18 protein-coding genes are annotated in these 17,672 nt (G+C 39.1%); all 18 read right to left on the bottom strand.

Translation table 11 applies throughout. From position 1 onward, the window contains the following. Positions 1-8 precede the first annotated feature (8 nt). Positions 9-1,148 (bottom strand): 30S ribosomal protein S1, encoded by a 1,140-nt coding sequence (rpsA, locus tag ACFX4X_RS08985; protein ID WP_061463893.1) that lies wholly within the window; start codon positions 1,146-1,148, stop codon positions 9-11. Positions 1,149-1,362: 214 nt separating this feature from the next. Further along, positions 1,363-1,944: a lysophospholipid acyltransferase family protein gene (locus tag ACFX4X_RS08980; RefSeq protein ID WP_284472035.1), complete on the bottom strand. Its 582-nt coding sequence runs from the start codon at positions 1,942-1,944 to the stop codon at positions 1,363-1,365. A gap of 2 nt (positions 1,945-1,946) precedes the next feature. Continuing rightward, positions 1,947-2,621, bottom strand: coding sequence for a (d)CMP kinase (gene cmk, locus ACFX4X_RS08975; protein WP_061463894.1), 675 nt, complete (start codon positions 2,619-2,621; stop codon positions 1,947-1,949). Positions 2,622-2,811: 190 nt separating this feature from the next. Continuing rightward, positions 2,812-2,997: a YpfB family protein gene (locus tag ACFX4X_RS08970; protein ID WP_061463895.1), complete on the bottom strand. Its 186-nt coding sequence runs from the start codon at positions 2,995-2,997 to the stop codon at positions 2,812-2,814. A gap of 505 nt (positions 2,998-3,502) precedes the next feature. Further along, positions 3,503-4,858 (bottom strand): germination protein YpeB, encoded by a 1,356-nt coding sequence (gene ypeB, locus ACFX4X_RS08965; RefSeq protein WP_377383006.1) that lies wholly within the window; start codon positions 4,856-4,858, stop codon positions 3,503-3,505. 14 nt (positions 4,859-4,872) lie between these two features. After that, complete coding sequence (gene sleB, locus ACFX4X_RS08960; protein WP_284470304.1) at positions 4,873-5,724, bottom strand: spore cortex-lytic enzyme; 852 nt, start codon at positions 5,722-5,724, stop codon at positions 4,873-4,875. Between the two features lie 125 nt (positions 5,725-5,849). Continuing rightward, on the bottom strand, positions 5,850-6,536 hold the full coding sequence (gene prsW, locus ACFX4X_RS08955) for a glutamic-type intramembrane protease PrsW (protein WP_089364793.1): 687 nt from the start codon (positions 6,534-6,536) through the stop codon (positions 5,850-5,852). An 89-nt stretch (positions 6,537-6,625) separates the two neighbouring features. Continuing rightward, positions 6,626-7,588 carry an asparaginase gene (locus tag ACFX4X_RS08950; RefSeq protein WP_061463899.1) on the bottom strand — a complete coding sequence of 321 codons (963 nt, stop codon included), beginning with the start codon at positions 7,586-7,588 and terminating at the stop codon, positions 6,626-6,628. 27 nt (positions 7,589-7,615) lie between these two features. Then, a complete protein-coding gene (locus ACFX4X_RS08945; RefSeq protein WP_377383003.1) occupies positions 7,616-8,584 on the bottom strand; it encodes a YpdA family putative bacillithiol disulfide reductase in 969 nt (322 codons plus the stop codon). A 150-nt stretch (positions 8,585-8,734) separates the two neighbouring features. Further along, positions 8,735-10,012 carry a Glu/Leu/Phe/Val family dehydrogenase gene (locus ACFX4X_RS08940; RefSeq protein WP_061463901.1) on the bottom strand — a complete coding sequence of 426 codons (1,278 nt, stop codon included), beginning with the start codon at positions 10,010-10,012 and terminating at the stop codon, positions 8,735-8,737. Between the two features lie 271 nt (positions 10,013-10,283). Continuing rightward, a complete protein-coding gene (locus ACFX4X_RS08935) occupies positions 10,284-10,859 on the bottom strand; it encodes a genetic competence negative regulator (protein ID WP_284470302.1) in 576 nt (191 codons plus the stop codon). Between the two features lie 88 nt (positions 10,860-10,947). Next, on the bottom strand, positions 10,948-11,841 hold the full coding sequence (locus ACFX4X_RS08930) for a MerR family transcriptional regulator (protein WP_377383000.1): 894 nt from the start codon (positions 11,839-11,841) through the stop codon (positions 10,948-10,950). A gap of 98 nt (positions 11,842-11,939) precedes the next feature. After that, positions 11,940-12,755: a metallophosphoesterase gene (locus ACFX4X_RS08925; RefSeq protein ID WP_284470300.1), complete on the bottom strand. Its 816-nt coding sequence runs from the start codon at positions 12,753-12,755 to the stop codon at positions 11,940-11,942. A gap of 100 nt (positions 12,756-12,855) precedes the next feature. Next, the gene (locus ACFX4X_RS08920; RefSeq protein ID WP_284470299.1) at positions 12,856-13,314 is read right to left on the bottom strand and encodes a YpbF family protein; all 459 of its coding nucleotides are present in this window, start codon (positions 13,312-13,314) and stop codon (positions 12,856-12,858) included. Positions 13,315-13,454: 140 nt separating this feature from the next. Next, positions 13,455-14,315 carry a LysM peptidoglycan-binding domain-containing protein gene (locus ACFX4X_RS08915; RefSeq protein ID WP_377382998.1) on the bottom strand — a complete coding sequence of 287 codons (861 nt, stop codon included), beginning with the start codon at positions 14,313-14,315 and terminating at the stop codon, positions 13,455-13,457. Beyond that, positions 14,293-14,919 (bottom strand): CPBP family intramembrane glutamic endopeptidase, encoded by a 627-nt coding sequence (locus ACFX4X_RS08910; protein WP_089364800.1) that lies wholly within the window; start codon positions 14,917-14,919, stop codon positions 14,293-14,295. Before ACFX4X_RS08910 ends, ACFX4X_RS08915 begins: the two co-directional genes overlap by 23 nt. Next, positions 14,909-16,420 carry a RecQ family ATP-dependent DNA helicase gene (locus ACFX4X_RS08905; protein WP_284470297.1) on the bottom strand — a complete coding sequence of 504 codons (1,512 nt, stop codon included), beginning with the start codon at positions 16,418-16,420 and terminating at the stop codon, positions 14,909-14,911. Before ACFX4X_RS08905 ends, ACFX4X_RS08910 begins: the two co-directional genes overlap by 11 nt. Further along, positions 16,420-17,484 carry a YpbB family protein gene (locus ACFX4X_RS08900; protein WP_284470296.1) on the bottom strand — a complete coding sequence of 355 codons (1,065 nt, stop codon included), beginning with the start codon at positions 17,482-17,484 and terminating at the stop codon, positions 16,420-16,422. The genes ACFX4X_RS08905 and ACFX4X_RS08900 overlap by 1 nt, the downstream gene beginning before the upstream one ends. Between the last annotated feature and the right edge of the window lie 188 nt (positions 17,485-17,672).

Raw genomic sequence — 17,672 nt, 5'->3', positions numbered from 1 at the left:
TTATTATCTTATTTTAGTTTTTTCAATTGATCACCAATCATTTCACCTAGCTGAAAGCCCTTCGATTCTTCAGGAAGCTCATAATCCGATGTGTTGTATTTGGATTGAGGTTCTTCAAGTTCTTTAATGCTCAATGATAGACGTTGATCCGTTTCATTGACATCCAGGACCTTCACTTCGACAGACTGGCCTTCTTTAAGAATTTCTTGTGGTGTTGCAATATGCTTGTGCGAGATCTGTGAAATATGGACAAGACCTTCTACCCCTGGGAAAATCTCAACGAATGCACCAAAAGAAACAAGGCGTTTAACGATACCATCTTGTGTAGAGCCCTTTGCCGCTTTTTCTGCAATTCCTGACCATGGTCCTGGAAGAGTATCCTTTATGGAAAGTGAAATCCTTTCATTATCACGATCAATGGATAGCACTTTCACCTGCACATTATCCCCTTCGGAAACCACATCGGATGCCTTTTCGACATGCTGATGGGATAGCTGGGAAATGTGGACAAGACCATCTACGCCGCCAATATCCACGAATGCACCAAAATCGGTAATCCTTTGGACCACACCTTCAAGCACCTGCCCGCTTTCAATCTTATCCAAAACGTTTGCTTTTTGTTTTTCCTTTTGGTCTTGGACGACTGCCCGATGTGAGAGAATTAAGCGATTCTTGTCTTTCTCAAGCTCAACGATCTTGAATGTTAAAGTTTTGTTTTTGTAATCAGAAAAGTCTTCAACGAAATAGTCTTCTACTAGAGAAGCTGGAACAAAACCACGTACGCCTAGATCTACAACAAGCCCGCCTTTGACGACATCTTTAACTTCAGCCTCAAATACGTCTCCGTTTTCAAATTTCAATTCCAGGTCATCCCATGCTTTCAGAGCGTCAATCTTACGTTTAGATAGAATGAGAGCTTCTTCTTCTACTTTAATGATTTCCAGCTCCAATACATCACCTACCGAAACGGCATCTGACGCCTTTTCGACATGAAGGCTCGATAACTCACTGATAGGAATGATTCCATCTGTCTTGCTGTTTTCACAATCGACAATGACCTGTTTTTCTTCTACCTTTGAAACGGTACCTTTAACTTGATCCCCAACTTTGTAATTGTTCACTTCTACCTGGTTCATATCTTCTGTCATTACTAACTCCTCCTTAACCCATGACTGATCAGCAAACTTCCTCTTCATCGGCCACATATTTTATTTAAAGTGGTTCAATAAAAACACTTTCCTAATAAAGATAAAAACAGTTTTTTTAGAGTAATAAGGTTATATTCCTTTTCATCCCCAATAAGGAACAATACCCTTATTTTATAAATTCTAACAAAATCAGAAAATTGTCAAGTATCATGAACTATTTATGCTCGGAAATCAATTTTCCAATTTGTTCCATGATGATTTTAGTAGCTTCATCAGCTGATATTTTCCGTTCCCGATATTCGGTAAAATTTATAGGAGGTCCGTAAACCACCTTCAAAGGACGCAAAAGTTTATATGGGCCGATAATCGCACATGGTATGATCACGGCATCAGATCGCAGTGCGAAAAATCCGGCACCAGCCAAACCTTCTCCCAATTCACCTGTCTTACTCCTGGTTCCCTCGGGAAACAGCCCAATAGCCTTGCCCTCTTTCAATAGCTTTAAACCTTTTCTAAGGGATTCCCGATCGCTATTGCCCCGCTTCACGGGAAATGCATTTACTCTGGGTAATATCCCCTTTAAAATAGGTGCTTGAAACAACTCTTCTTTCGCCATGAAATGGATGTCCCTTGGAGATGTCATGCCAACTACAGGCGGATCAAAATTATCAATGTGATTGGCACAAATCAATACTCCGCCCTTTTTAGGGATATGTTCCTTTCCAAGCGTCTTAACCCTATACGCTGGCATTAACACGGCTTTTACGACGTTTTTGCCAAATGTGTAAAAATCCAATTTCATCTTTTCCTCTCTTCTATTAAAGACATGATACTTTCTGCCACTTCTTGAATCGATAATGAAGTCGTATCAATTTCGATGGCATCCACTGCCTTTTTCAGGGGCGATACCTCGCGTTCCGAGTCCAGCTTGTCCCTTGTTGCAATTTCTTCCCTTAACTTTTCGATATCGGATGGGAAACCTTTCAATATATTTTCCTGATGTCTCCGCTGTGCCCTTTCATCTACAGAGGCGACTAGAAATACTTTTACTTCGGCGTTGGGAAGAACGTGCGTTCCGATATCCCTGCCATCCATGACCACTCCGCCATTTTCACCAAAGATTTGCTGCCTGCAAACCATTTCTTCCCGGATGCTCCGGTGCTTTGCCACCTCCGAAACAGAACCAGTCACTTCATTGTTTCTGATTTGGGCTGTCACGTCCACATTATCCACGAACACCAACTGCCCATTTTCACTTGGTCTTAATTCGATATCTGTATTGATGAGAACTTCGGATAGTGCTTGTTCATCATTCAGTCGAATCTGTTGGTTAATGGCCTTATAGGTAAGGGCCCTGTACATTGCACCTGTATCCACATATATGTAATTGAACTTTTCTGCAACAATTTTAGCAACCGTGCTTTTTCCAGCAGCAGCTGGTCCATCGATTGCAACTGATAATTTTTTTTCCATAAATCCTCCCAAGAATCCTACAATCATGCTGATTATTTAGTACCCTTATATTTTATCACATCTAGCGGGAAAATCATTAATAAAAGGGAAGTGTACGTTCAAAATCACCTAGTTCATCTCTCGATCATACATCCATCAATCATTTCCCTTTACCCAAAATCTTCATACAAAAAAAAGCGGATCACCGCTTTTACTTTGAGGTCCCATTGAATGTTTCAATGATTTTCGTATAATTATTGCTAGTGACACCTTCATACCTCGAAAGCTTGGTCAAATCAAAGATTTGATCCTCCCTGCTCAAAAGGAACTGGAAAAAAAATAAGCAGGCTAATTGGATGATTATCACTTTAATTAATAGTCTTTCAAATGTTTTCATAAGCCGCACCTTCCATACTGTTTATATTAGCAGTATGGATGGAATAGCTGTTTTTCATTCAATCATGTCAAACTTACAAGCCTTTTTTTCTTTAAATCGACCTGCTTTTCAAAAATGAATCTCATTAGTGTCTGTACTTCATTTTTAGTCAGTCCAAGAAATTGACGGACAGTAGCTTATCTCCATGCTCTTTCTCCGTTACACGAGTGACTTTACTTTTAAACGTAAATAATGGATCTCCCTGATTTTAGTGTAAGCGCCATCCACAGGTATAATTGCGAAACCGTATGTATATGAGAAAGGAAGTACACCAGGAATGTTCTGGATATATGCCATATCAGGGCTACAACCATTCGCACGTATTTGAACATATCAGGAAACAACATAACGTTACCAATGAATTTTCCCATATAATTCAAAAAACATTTAATTTATTATGTCATGAAATAAAAAAAGGGAAAGTGACTGAGCACATTTCCCTAAATGAATGAAACATCCTGACAGTTTAAATTAAATTCTCGTATACGGGTTCGGAGTTCTTTAATTTTTCCACCTTTTCTTCTTGACCAGTATCTGCATTAATGAAAATACGGTAGGTATCCTCTTTAATCGTGCCGAGAAATTCATAACAAAGTACTTCTTCACCAATATCATTGATGATTAACGCCTTTCCTTCTTCCATTATTTTCACATTCAAGTTGATTTTGTCCTTAGCTTCTTTCTCGGATATTTTCGGATTTCCTATTTCCCTGGTTTTATGTGATTTTAAATACTCGTCAGCTGAAAATCCTATAACGGATCCGTCATCCAATGCGATTTTGACCTTGACTGATTCAGGATAAATTTTGACTCCATTTTCAGATGATACGAAATTAAGTAAAGCGATATTATCGTACTGAGCACTTTCAAATAATTCAAGTGAACTGAAATCATGTTCCTTTAAAAAATCTATGGCTTTTGTATTGGCTTGATTCAAATCAATATTTGTTTTGTTCACGTCCCTATTATTGATATACCAAATAGGGTAACCGCCTTTTTTTGTTAAATCCATATTTAATTCGGTACCGGAGTCCTTATCGAGGATGCTCACACTATAAAATCCATAATTGGAACCTTTGCCGTTTTCTTCAACATTCACCTTCAAATTTTTGCTTTTTGAATGAGCATAGCTTTTTGCTGTCGCAATCGCTTCTTGTTTTGTAATCGTTGCACCTTGCAAATTTTTGAAGTTTTCATCCTTCTGTGGTGCAGTAGTAAACGTCGGATTCATCTCATTTGTTTCCCCATATCCAGAAACTTTTTTCTCTACAGTTTTTAATCCGTCGATGATCGTGTTATCTGAATTTTCTTTTCCAGATGCAAGAGCCATTTCGACATCCATCCATCTTAAATTGTTTTTAAGGACTAGATATTGGACTCTTCTTAACTCGTCCTGGATGTCCCCTGCCTGCGTGTACAAGGATTGCAAAGTCGAATATTCCTGATCATTCAATGGTTCTTTTTCAAGGTCACGTACAGCTGTTTTATAACTGAAGTCCGCAATTTTTGATAAAAATTCTTCTGTCTTATTAAAAGGAAGCAAGGTCAATGGCAATTGCCCTACATCACTTTGGGCTTCGGAAGTGATACGCCAAACATCTGTTAAAGCTGGACTTAATGAATATCTTGAATTCATCGCCAAAGTACCGCCGACCTTATCGTGCAATAAATCTACTTGGTAGCTTAAATCATGAAAGGCTCGCTGATACGTATTTTCCGCGTTGATTAATATGGCATTTTTTTCCTTATGTTCTTGATAGCCCCAGAATGCAGTTCCTGCAACAACTACAACAAGCAGGGCAATCACTATATTCCTGATCATTTTCCTTCACCTCTTTACTTACAAAAGATATGTTTTCCGATTCTTTTAATTTGTTGTCTTGACCAGATCCATTTACTTGTTGCCGTATCGGGATTAAAGTAATATTCTGCATTACTGCTTGGATCCCAACCATTGATGGCATCCACCACGGCTTCTTTTGCCCTTTCGTTTGGAGTCAGCCAAATCTGTCCATCCGCAACAGCCGTAAAGGCCCCAGGTTCAAAAATTACTCCTGAAATCGTATTCGGGAAAGCTGCACTTTCCACCCTATTCAGTATTACTGCTGCAACAGCAACCTGACCTGCATATGGCTCCCCTCGTGCCTCTCCATAAACGGCATTGGCCATCAGCTGTATATCGTTTTGAGAATATCCTCCCGGAAGATTGGCTGATGTCGCCGTTTTGGAAGGGGCATTTCCGGAAGTGGCATTGCCTCCACCTGACTTGGATCCATTTGCATTTCTTTTCACTTTCACCTGTTTTTCAATGGGAACCCCCCCATAATAGGTGAACTCGTTCCCTTTATTGATCTGTTCGTGAACAAATTTTTTATTGAAGTTAGAGGCATTGGTCAACTTCTGTTTTGTTGAAGTTCCTGCTAAACCATCGATAGGAAGCCCGAAATCTTGTTGAAAGTTTCGAAGTGCCCAATAAGTTCCCCATCCATAGGCTCCATCAATCTTTCCATTATAGTAACCGATGTTTTGTAATCGAGCCTGCATTTCAATTACATCATCACCAACCGCACCTTTTTGAATGACTTGGCTCGAAAAGGCATTTGTTTTTGTTTCCGGGTAAATTCCGAAACAAATAGTTATACACGAAAACAGCAATAGCCATTTCCATTTTGACGAAATTCCTTTCATCAAAAACACTCCTCTTTTTCTTGAATTAATGTAATACTATTTTCTTCTTAACTGGCTTTTTTATTCCATACCATAAAAAAACGGAGCGGGCAAAATATGCCAGCACTCCGTTTTGGAAGTATTTATCATTTGCTAATAAAATGTTTTTGAGAAAGTTTTTCTGCGTGAAAGTCAGACAACAAACGTGCTTTTTTTACTTTTTTCATACCTAACCACCATAGGTAAATCATAAATGGCATAATGAAGTATACCCAAAATTTTTGGGAAACTAAAATATAGTCATAAACCCCATGTAAAGCAATTGGGATGACCAATGCCAATAATAAATAGAACCTATTATTCGAAGCTGAAAATTTCGCCTTGCCCAAATAATACCCCATGAGCACACCGAACAAAGCATGACTGGATACAGGGAGAACCGCCCTGAGAAAAGCATGTTCCACCCCGTTGGCCAGCAGGTATAAAATATTCTCCATCGTAGCGAATCCAAGGGAGACTGCAGCGCCGTACACGATTCCATCATATGGCTCATCGAATGCTACGTGCTGATAAATAACATAAATGAGAATGAACCACTTGAAGAATTCCTCAAGCAGTGCAGCCCATAAAAATGCATTAGCTAAGTCGGTATTCAAGATATGTTCCGTTTCGAGCACATACTGTATGAACATTATCGGCAAAACCAGAAAGACACCGAATAAAAATGTTTTGACAACAACCGATATAGGCTCGGTTTCATATTGATCTTTCAAATAGAAATAGCTAAGTAGCGCCAACCCTGGCGCAATAGCCGCTGACAACATGACCAGCATTAGCTGACCCTCTTTTCCTCTTCTTTTCCTTAATCGTACCACGGAATGAAGAAAAACTGAATCCAAGAATCAAGTCTTCCAGCATTTATTTACTTAAAGAAGGTTTCATCTACAGAGTTTTCGCTTGCCAGCACGACAGCTAACTTAATTCTAGCCTTTTTGCTGTCATAATCAGCACCTAATATCACGCCGCGCTGTTTTAAATCAAATGCGCTGCCTACATAATCATATGCCGGGTAAACTTTACCTTCTTCGGCACTTGTTGTCATGACGACCGTAATGCCATTATCGATAACATTTTGTATGGAAGTTACCATTTCAGGGGTGCCTTGTCCCCTTCCTACACCCTCGAGCACGATGCCTTTTGCACCATTTGCAACCGCTGCATCAATAAAGATGCCATCAGCACCTGTGTGGCACTTGATGATATCCACTCTGGGAATGCAATTCTGAATCTCATAATACTCCCTATGTAAAGGTTTTTGATAAATGCTTACGACATCATTATCAATTATCCCCAAATATCCATATCCAAAGGATTCGAATCCCTGCAAATTGGAAGCATGGACTTTTTTAACATACTTTGCTGAATAGATCCGCTCATTAAAAACGACAACTACGCCAACATCCCTAAGCAAATCACTCGCAGCGCATAATATTGAATTCCTTAGATTGGAATATACATCGGTTCCCACGTCATGGGGAGACCGCTGGGAGCCGGTTAATACAATTGGACGTTGATCCTTATTCGTGACATCAAGGAAGTAAGCCGTTTCCTCTAGTGTGTCCGTACCGTGGGTCACAACGATTCCCGTAACTTCCGGATCTTCCAATTCCTTATGAATGGCTAATTTAAGCTGTTGCATTTTCTCAAAGGACATGGACATGCTTGAAATCTGGAAAACATCCACCACTTTAACCTCGATATCGTTGGGTAATTCGCAAAGTGATGCCAACTCCTGGCCAGTCAATGCACCTGAGGCCAACATACCATTAATGGTTTCTTTACTGGCAATAGTCCCGCCTGTCGTTATCAATGTTATTTTATCCATATTTACCCATCTCCTTTTTCATTCCATTCACTTTTCTTTAACAGCCAAATGATAGGCAATCAAACCACCATGGAACCTGCCATTTTCAATGAAGATTTCGTTCGCATTATTTCCTGCTGCCAGAACTCCTGCAATATAAAGGCCCTTAACGTTCGTTTCCATCGTTTCCTCGTTATATTCGGGCCTTCCAGTCTCCTTATCAATATTTATGCCCATTGAAGCTAAAAAGGTATGATCAGGATGGTAGCCAGTCATGGCAAACACAAAATCATTTTTAACAACTTTTTCCTCTTCACCTACATGATATATGACACTATCTTCAGTTATCTTATCAACATTCGCATTAAACTCCATCTTGATCGTTCCATTGCGGACTAATGATTCAAATTCCGGAAGAATCCATGGTTTGACTTTTGAAGAGTAATCCGATCCTCTATAAAGGACTGTAACTCTTGCGCCTGATTTGACCAATTCCAGTGCCGCATCCACACTTGAGTTTTTACCACCGATGACTGCAACATCACAATTAAAGTAGGGGTGGCCCTCCTTGAAGTAATGAAACACTTTAGGAAGCTGTTCGCCTGGAATGCACATATAGTTAGGATGATCATAATATCCGGTCGATACGATCACATGTAGAGCAGTATAGTCACCTTTTGATGTCTTGACCAAAAATTTCCCATCTTCACGTTTTTCCACTTTTTCTACTTTTTCAAATTTATTGATCCGCAATTCTTTCCTTCTGACCACTTCCCTATAATAGGCTAGCGCCTGATTACGGAACGGTTTACGATTTTCGATAATAAAAGCGGTATCACCAATCTCCAGTTTTTCACTTGAACTGAAAAATGTTTGGTGAGTTGGATACCGGTAAATGGAATCCACCACATTACCTTTTTCAATGATCAGGGACTGTATTCCCACTTCTTTAAGAGCGATAGCAGCAGCCAATCCACAAGGCCCCCCGCCTATGATAATGACTTCTTCAACATTCATCTATACTCCACTGCCTTTCCATTCACTATATAATTCGTTCGTCTAAAAATAAAAACTCCTATCAATACATGATAGGAGTTTTTACAAATCATTTCAATGATAAAGCAATGAACATGATTTTAATTATAATCAATACATGATCTGAATCTTTTAGATCCAACCACGGAAGCGTGAAGCTTCAGCCATTTTTCTTACACCGATCATATAAGCCGCAAGACGCATATCAACACGTCTGGATTGTGCAAGTTCATATATATTATTAAAAGATTTGACAAGGATTTTTTCCAGCTTTTCGTCCACTTCTTCTTCAGACCAGTAATATCCTTGATTATTTTGTACCCATTCGAAGTAGGAAACCGTTACTCCACCAGCAGAAGCAAGAACATCAGGAACAAGAAGGATTCCACGATCCGTTAGGATTTGTGTCGCTTCAATTGTTGTAGGTCCGTTTGCTGCCTCGACAACGATCGATGCTTTGATATTAGCAGCATTTTCTTCAGTGATTTGGTTTTCAATTGCAGCCGGAACTAAAATATCACAATCTAATTCAAGCAGTTCCTTATTTGAAATTGTGCTTTTAAACAATTTCGTAACGGTTCCGAAACTATCTCTCCGATCGAGAAGATAATCGATATCCAAGCCTTCAGGATCATGAAGAGCACCATATGCATCTGAAATCCCAATAACTTTAGCACCTGCATCATGCATGAATTTAGCTAAGAAACTACCTGCGTTACCAAAACCTTGAATGACGACACGTGCACCTTTAATATCAATGCCGCGTTTCTTGGCAGCTTCATTGATACAAATCGTTACACCCTTGGCAGTGGCTGATTCACGGCCATGAGAACCACCAAGTACAAGCGGTTTACCCGTAATGAATCCTGGTGAGTTGAATTCATCCATACGGCTGTATTCATCCATCATCCAAGCCATGATCTGAGAATTTGTAAATACATCAGGTGCCGGGATATCTTTAGTCGGCCCAACGATTTGACTAATTGCGCGAACATAGCCACGGCTTAGCCTTTCCAGCTCACGGAAGGACATATTACGAGGATCACAAACGATACCGCCTTTACCCCCGCCATATGGTAAATCAACGATTCCGCATTTCAAACTCATCCAAATGGATAATGCCTTCACTTCACGTTCCGTTACATTTGGGTGAAAACGGATACCACCTTTTGTAGGCCCAACAGCATCGTTATGCTGTGCACGGTAACCAGTGAAAATTTTAACTGATCCATCATCCATGCGGATTGGCATCTTCACCGTTAATAAACGCAATGGTTCCTTCAAAAGCTCATAAACTTCTTCCGGGTAACCCAGCTTATCTAAAGCTTTATGTATTACTGTTTGGGTAGACCTCAGTACGTCGTGTTTTTCCTCTTCATTTACATGGCTATTGCCTTTTGCCGATTCCATTAAAAGTACCTCCTAGAAAATCTCATCCATATATCAAATTATAATCTTCAAATAGTCCTCTTCATGTGCTAGTATACACCTTCGTTATATTTATGCAAGAGTTAAAATGGGAATTTAAAAGTTGGAAATATTCTAAAAATGAAAACGTTATCATATCAACTGTTTTCTTACCCTTTTATCATATATTTTCTTCTGCAGGAAAGGTGAGACAAGTAAGGCAACCCGCATTGATTTTCCATTATGTGGCTGCCTTGTCTCTTTCGGTTTACATCTAACTAAAGTGTGAGATCAAAACATGTATCGCTTCATTTTCGATTATACATGTTCCATATTCATTGATGCGGCAGAGTGTCAGTGTTGATGCATGGCCATACTCAGCCGCTAAAGAGATGATCGTGTCATATGTCGCGTCTATAATATTTTCGATAAGTAAATAGTATCTTCCCTCATAATGATAAAGATTACTCTTTATCAAACCTTGAAAAGACAATCTTTGAGATAATTGGACGATATCTTCAAAATCATCGAAAACATACAGAATATGGGGATGGTCATCAATTTTCACCTGTAAATCCAAAAATTCCTCTTCGTCTGTCAATAACTCCTCTTCTTCCTTCGTTACAATAATTATTAACCCTTGAGCAGGCAGGGAAAAAATTTCGATTGCAATGGAACCACTCATTTTAAAGCTGAGTTCTTCGCACGCTTCTTCGACCATATCCTGAAATAACTTGTGGACCTTTAAGGAATTCCCTAAAATATCTTCTTTTGTTATACCTCTATCAATCAAATCATCAAGGGTCAAAAAAATCTTGATTTTATTATTAGTTAATCGCTCCAGCTTCATAAAAAAATGCCCCCTGGTTACCATCTTCATACATCATATGAAGCCTTGGTCTTAGAGTGCATATCCATTATTTCTCCAAAGCCTGCCGCTAACCTTTCAGCCATTCCTCCCATTCCGATTGTGTATCCCCCATTAAAACTCCGCTGAAGGAAGTACGGATTTCTTCGGATACAAGGCTCAGCGCCGCACCCCCAAGACCCACCTTCAAATCCGGAAAATCCTTTATTAAGGCTTCAACCAGCCTGAATGTTCCATCGAGATTCTCTATCAGTGAACATGACATGAATAAGTATGAGGGCCTTATGATGTTTAAAACAGTAAAAAGATCCTTATCGACGATGGATTCTCCCAAATAAATGGTTTCATATCCTTTCCGTTTCAAAAAAACGGTAAAGACCAACAGTCCGAATTCATGTTTTTCACCAGGGGCACAAACGGTAAGGGCTTTCGGAAGAAAACCGTTAGTCGGAATCGTATGCATGACTGAACTGATCCTGGATTTTAGGATGTTCGAAGCAAAGTGTTCATGGGCGGAAGTAATTTCTCCCCTTTCCCACTTATCCCCTACCTGAACCAATATGGAACCGAGTATATCAACTATGGTATGTTCGAGTGTATACATACTGAATGCTTGGCTTATCAGCATGTGTGCTTTATTTTCATTGAAATTCAATAGGGCCTCGATTAATTGATCCGATAACTTAATCGTTTGTTCGTCCTTACGGGTCATTTCAGGAACTTCAGTCGCTAGAGTGCCAGTACTTTCAAGAAGTGAAACGGCCTGGCTGATTGTGAAACCTTGCTCTGTTTTATTGATGAGCCATTTTAGGATTTGCAAATGTTTTTCTGTATACAGCCTGTGCCCTGATTCATTCCTGACAGGTTCGATAAATTTATAGCGCCTTTCCCATGCCCTCAAGGTTCCCGGCTGAATGTCTAGCAGTTTTGAAACTGCCTTTATATTATATTTACCTTCTTGCATGGTTTTACAAGGCCTCCAATAACTGTACGTTCATTTGTTGAAATTATAGTTGATTATTTTAAGTCTGTAAAATCCAGATATGCTAGATTAAAAGCAGCTTAATAGGTCTTCTCCACCGCAACGCCCACCTCCGTGCTCGTCCCCCTTTTCAGGTTGAATAGATGCGTTTCCGGCTTAGCCTCAAGCCTTAAAGGGACTGTGCTTGTCCCATAACCATTACTCGTCATAAACAAACACTCCCCCTCCTTTTTAATGCTGCCTATCTTATAGGGCCCTAATCCGAATATGCGGATCTGTCCGCCATGCGTGTGACCGGACAGGACGAGACCTATCTGGTGTTCCGGAATCAATTGTTTCATTATCAAAGGGTTATGACTCACCAAAATTCGAAAAGCCTCATTCCCGCAATCCGACAGAGCAAGGTCAAGCCTATCTCGTTCCTCCGTTATATCATCAATGCCCAGAAGAGCGATTTTGCTGCCATTTTGAGACTCAAAAGAAACAGCTGTATTATCAAGCATTTTTACTCCATGCTTCAGAAGAGTTGCATCAAGCTCATGGAAATCCCCTTCATAATCATTATTTCCCCAAACAAAATAAAGGGGACCAAGTTCTTTTAATTTTAATATATTTTTTTCCACACGTTCTATGGGGACCCCTCTTTCCCTTATGTCCCCGCCTATGATTACCAAATCTGCCTTGTCACGGGCACCCTCAATTAATTTATCCGATATGATCCGTCGATGAAGATCGGATATGAAGAAAATCCGCATATCGCCAAACCCTTCAGGAAAGTCTTTGAAATATAAATCTTGAAAAATCAGCCTATTTTGCTTAGCCGTACGCCACATATAAATGATCGTGGCAACTATCAGTAAAATGATGACTAATAGTAATCCAGATACCAATAACATCCTTTGTTAAACCTTCTTTCCATCCTAATCCCAAGAGTTACCTTCATATAACCATAAAACAAAATTACTCGCAATCAAATATGATTTTTAACGTGATCATTCATTTATTTTCATGATATAAGTTAATATCATAATTTTTTTTCATCATTTCAAATACTTTATGTCGATTTTTCCATTCTTCCTCTTTTTCCCATAACTGCTTGCTTTTATTAATAATTTCGCAGCGAAGAAGCTGAAACTCCTTTTCTGCTTTATCAAGCTTTTTTTTAATTAATACCATATATCCATATAGGCCAATGGCGGCCGCCAAAAAAAGGAAATGGCTAAAATGGTCGACGAAAACACTAAACATACTAAAAAAGGAATAGGAATAAGGTACAACGATATAAAAATAAAGATACACAAAAAAAAGGGCAGCAACAATCATGGTTGCCCACAAGCTTTGAAGATGCTTCTTTTTAAGAGCCTCGAACTTTTTTTTTCGACCCACAACATTCTGAAGCATTTGTTTTGTTGCTTGATCCGTTTTTTCATCCAATAAAATGATTGTCGATTCCATCGCATTTCCTCCTCTACTCTTACAAATCATGATATGAAGCTGTCCAGGAAAAAATGATAAAGTACCTGTCAAGTTTATATACTAAAAACAAGCCAAACATTTAACAAAAACACCCTGCCTCTAAAGACAGGGTGCCATCATTATTTCTTGATCGGTATTTTTAACACCTGACCCTTGGAGATTTCATTGCCATTCAGCCCATTCCACTCCCTGATAAGGGCAATGCCTTCCTGTGATTTGTAGTAGTTCATGGAAATGCGGAATAATGTTTCCTCACCTTGTACAGTATGTAAGAGAACCTTGTAATCATCTTTATTCGGTTTCGCGTCTTGAACGCGTTCGGCTGCCACTTTCTTTTCGGCTGCTTCCCTCTTTGCTTTTTCATCAGCTATTTGCTGTGCTTTTGCTTTTTCGTCAGCTATTTGCTGTGCTTTTGCCTTTTCTTCTGCTACTTGCTGTGCTTTTGCCTTTTCTTCTGCTACTTGCTGTGCTTTTGCCTTTTCTTCTGCTACTTGCTGCGCTTTTGCCTTTTCTTCTGCCTTTTTCTTTGCTTGCTCCTCTTTTGCGACTTTCCGCTTTTCTTCTTCCTCTGCTTTAGCTTTAGCTTCTTCTTTTTCTTTTTTTTCTTTCTCCGCTTCAGCCTTTGCCGACGCTTTCTCTTTCTTTTCCTTTAAATCAGCTGCAGTTGCTGTAGTTGGAATCGTTTCTTTATCCTCGTCTCCCTTATTTTCATCAATGACGACTTGGTCACTTTTTGTATCATGTACAGGTCTATGCTGAAGATATGTATAAAGGCTGTAAAATCCAATTGGAAGCAAAATAAAAAATAACGCTAATAATTGTATCATTGGAAACTTAATCTTCACTTTACTTTTTTTCTTTTTATTCTGGTGGACTTTACTGCGCTTGGGCAATGATGACTTAGCCTTCTGACGTTCAATTCGCGAACGAAGTTCACCAGCCTGGTCGTTTTCTTTTTCATTCTTTTGGACTCGGCTCATTCAAGTCACCCCCTTTCTTGCTCAACCCTCTTTGCTTTTTGCTCCTGATTAGAACACCAAGGATAAAGTCAATCAAAAAGTGGGCCGTAATCGTCACGATGATATTATTAGTCATTTCAAATAGAAAACCGATAAAGAAGCTCAAAACCAAAACATTTAAAAATAAAAACCAATTAAAAAGGTAACGATAATGAACGGCTGCAAAAATCAGGCTCGTCCATAGCAATCCCAAATGTGTTTGCAACACTCCACGAAATAATAATTCTTCACTTATCGCTACCACTAAAGCAACGACAAAAATCATCTGGTATGACAAGTTACTGAAAATGCGTTCGTTAATACCACCATCATCCTGATAGGAAGATGGTGTCACTCTCATCAATAAAATGTCAAATAACAAGACAATGACTCCAGCGGGAATTCCAATCAGCAAAATATTCAGGTCATCAAAGATAAATAAGTCGAAAAAAGCAGAACGGTCCTCAAATAAAATAATACCTAAAAAAGCGGCTAACGTTAAGAGAATAATTTGTGTAAGAAACAAATTATATAGCAACTGCTTGTCTGTTAGTTGTTTAATTAATTCAGCTTGCTTATTTTTCATTCCCATTTTCCTTCTTTAATAAGATTAAAGCCAATTCATTTTTCCACGTGGAAAAGGGATTAACTGGATCAACCTTAACTTCCGGCCATACATCAGCCATTTTTTCGGCATCCATCCCACAGATATCACAGCAAATGGGGTTCACTACTCGCTGCTTTTCTTCAAAGTAGTGCAGTATCCCTATACGGCGACATTCACGTGCATATAACCAATGAAGGAATTTATGCAGCTTTTCTTGATTACCGGATTTCCTCTTTTGGCAATACTCTTTCATTTCTGACATTTGGTCTAAAGGATTTTTAGTTCCATTAATGAGCTGGGTAAAAAAACGAAGTTGGATATCATTCAAAGAAAAAGATTGAGACAGCTGTTCTTTTTCTGATAGGGTGAAATTCGCCAAACCCTTTTGTGAAGCATTAAGGAAAGAACAAACACCCTCGATTTGCATATCCGTAGGTAACTGTTGTTCCATCAAATGCAAGGGAAGCCCTTCATCCCCTTCGCAATATAATAAAACAGCGACACTTTGCTTCCGATCTCGTCCCGCCCTGCCTATCTCCTGAAGATATGCTTCCATCGTGGATGGCATATGAAAATGGATAACGTATCTGACATCCGATTTATTTACACCCATGCCAAAAGCACTTGTTGCACATATAATTTTCAACTGACCAGAAATGAATTGCTGCTGAATGAGCATCCTTTGTTCCTGTTCCATGCCACCGTGATAATAATTGACACTGTCAATCCCGTTTTCCTGTAAAAACCCAGTGACCGATTCCGCAACCTTTTTAGATGAAAAATAAATAATACCGCTCCCTGTAAATTTCCTTACAAGCTCCAGTACACGGGATAGCTTTTCATCGTAACTGATCAGGCGCTCGACAATTATTGCAATATTTTCTCGATCAACAGATGAGACGATTTCTTCGGCTTGACCAATTTCGAGTTTACTTACGATGTCCCTTCGGACTTCAGTGGTTGCAGTTGCTGTCAGGGCAAGCGTCAACGGATTGTTCAACTCACGCCTCACTTCTCCTAAATTCAAATAATCCGGACGGAAATCGTAACCCCATTGTGAGATACAGTGTGCTTCATCTATGACGAACAAACCGATTTCTATCGATTTCAAGGATTTTAGTACACTCTCAAGACTTAGCATTTCAGGAGATAAAAAGATAAAACGATACCTATGTAAACGATCGAGAGCTTTCCTTTTTTGATTTAGCGTCAAAAAAGAATTGAGGGTCAATACGCTTTTTTCGCCACTCATCTTTAGCTGATCTGCCTGATCCTGCATTAATGATAATAATGGGGAGACAATTAGGACAGTCTTATTTAAAAGGTAAGCCGGCAGCTGATAACACAATGATTTACCGGATCCGGTAGGTAGCATCGCTAATGTATGACGTCCGGACATCAATGATTCGATCACTTCTTTTTGTCCAGGACGAAATTCATCAAATCCAAATTTTTCTTTTAGGACACGTTCTATATTCATCATCCATCACCTATTTTCGCAAGTACAAGCCTGATCTGGAAAAAGCTTATCTGTTTATTATCGACCATCTGCTTGATGGCCTTAAGCTTTTTCGTACCAAGTTCATTAATAGCGGCTGCAATTTCCCTCTCATCGTCGAGAGACACATAATCGGCAATCGGAAAACTTTTATCCGATAGGACAATTTCGACTAGGTGATCCTCAATGGTGTTGACTTTCAATCGGCGGACCTCAGCTATTTCCCCAAGGTTTTTCCCTTCTTGGATGTATCGTAAAGTAGTTTGTGTAGATTGTGTCAAATGAGGATTTTCACCCCTTTGCCAATCATAGATCAACGTTGACAAAAGGGGGTAATCCGTTCCCGTTTCCATTTCAGAAAGCATTTGATGCAACGAGTCAAGGAAAGTAAAGCGGATAAACTCTTCTTCTAGATCTTTCCTTTTTGCAATCTGTTCAAACGTAAGCCCAATCCTGTTTGTCCCAGTTAATTTCATAATGAAAACATCTCGTTTCAAATCACTTTGACTTTCTAAAAGGGATATCAGTTCTTCATATAGATGTTGCGCAATCAACTCTCGGTCCTGACGATTGGCATGTAAAAATTCCTTTACGAAAAATTGGATTTTGGGATTTCTTTGTATCGGATAAAAACGTCTTTCATTGTGGACAATATGGGATATGGTTTGAATGAGTAAGTTTAACCTTCCCCAGAAAACCGGGGTGATATTGTGATACTTCCAACCATTTATAAAATTCGGAAAAGGATTATTATTGAAGTAATCGACTAACATCCCCTCACCTTGCATACTAATTTCAAATGCATCTGATTTATCCGTTAGATTTATGTATTCATGGTCAAGGAACTGTTCAATGTTTTGATTTAACTGCTGACGGGTAAATCGTGGTATTGTCCCAAATATATTCGTCAACCCGAATAAATGGGCATCCTGGATTGTTTGTGACGACTTCTTCCCCTGAAGCATATGGTATATAGCATAAATGGAACGTTCACCTTGAAATTTTTTTATCGCATATAGAATGATTGCCTGTAGATAATTATTCATGGGACTCACATCCTTGTTTCATTTATCCAATAAACCTATTGTAACAAAAAACTGCAAAAACCGCCGTTATTATTGATGAATACAAGGAAAATTATGTGACTAAATGACGAATCATGGAAAGGGCCATGTTAATTATTTCGATGATTTTCGTTGACATCCTGCTACATGATAGTTATTATCAATACAAT

The organism is Peribacillus sp. YIM B13481 (assembly GCF_042787985.1).
Taxonomy (GTDB): Bacteria; Bacillota; Bacilli; order Bacillales; family DSM-1321; genus Peribacillus; species Peribacillus simplex_A.
The sequence above is the reverse complement of the archived record's forward strand: the minus strand, read 5'-3'. Positions and strand labels throughout refer to the sequence as shown.

Excerpts from the sequence above, each read along its gene's own strand:
- rpsA (WP_061463893.1), bottom strand. The coding sequence starts at position 1,148 with ATGACAGAAGATATGAACCAGGTAGAAGTGAACAATTACAAAGTTGGG.
- cmk (WP_061463894.1), bottom strand. The coding sequence starts at position 2,621 with ATGGAAAAAAAATTATCAGTTGCAATCGATGGACCAGCTGCTGCTGGA.
- ACFX4X_RS08970 (WP_061463895.1), bottom strand. The coding sequence starts at position 2,997 with ATGAAAACATTTGAAAGACTATTAATTAAAGTGATAATCATCCAATTA.
- ypeB (WP_377383006.1), bottom strand. The coding sequence starts at position 4,858 with ATGATCAGGAATATAGTGATTGCCCTGCTTGTTGTAGTTGTTGCAGGA.
- sleB (WP_284470304.1), bottom strand. The coding sequence starts at position 5,724 with ATGAAAGGAATTTCGTCAAAATGGAAATGGCTATTGCTGTTTTCGTGT.
- prsW (WP_089364793.1), bottom strand. The coding sequence starts at position 6,536 with ATGCTGGTCATGTTGTCAGCGGCTATTGCGCCAGGGTTGGCGCTACTT.
- ACFX4X_RS08950 (WP_061463899.1), bottom strand. The coding sequence starts at position 7,588 with ATGGATAAAATAACATTGATAACGACAGGCGGGACTATTGCCAGTAAA.
- ACFX4X_RS08945 (WP_377383003.1), bottom strand. The coding sequence starts at position 8,584 with ATGAATGTTGAAGAAGTCATTATCATAGGCGGGGGGCCTTGTGGATTG.
- ACFX4X_RS08940 (WP_061463901.1), bottom strand. The coding sequence starts at position 10,012 with ATGGAATCGGCAAAAGGCAATAGCCATGTAAATGAAGAGGAAAAACAC.
- ACFX4X_RS08935 (WP_284470302.1), bottom strand. The coding sequence starts at position 10,859 with ATGAAGCTGGAGCGATTAACTAATAATAAAATCAAGATTTTTTTGACC.
- ACFX4X_RS08930 (WP_377383000.1), bottom strand. The coding sequence starts at position 11,841 with ATGCAAGAAGGTAAATATAATATAAAGGCAGTTTCAAAACTGCTAGAC.
- ACFX4X_RS08925 (WP_284470300.1), bottom strand. The coding sequence starts at position 12,755 with ATGTTATTGGTATCTGGATTACTATTAGTCATCATTTTACTGATAGTT.
- ACFX4X_RS08920 (WP_284470299.1), bottom strand. The coding sequence starts at position 13,314 with ATGGAATCGACAATCATTTTATTGGATGAAAAAACGGATCAAGCAACA.
- ACFX4X_RS08915 (WP_377382998.1), bottom strand. The coding sequence starts at position 14,315 with ATGAGCCGAGTCCAAAAGAATGAAAAAGAAAACGACCAGGCTGGTGAA.
- ACFX4X_RS08910 (WP_089364800.1), bottom strand. The coding sequence starts at position 14,919 with ATGAAAAATAAGCAAGCTGAATTAATTAAACAACTAACAGACAAGCAG.
- ACFX4X_RS08905 (WP_284470297.1), bottom strand. The coding sequence starts at position 16,420 with ATGAATATAGAACGTGTCCTAAAAGAAAAATTTGGATTTGATGAATTT.
- ACFX4X_RS08900 (WP_284470296.1), bottom strand. The coding sequence starts at position 17,484 with ATGAATAATTATCTACAGGCAATCATTCTATATGCGATAAAAAAATTT.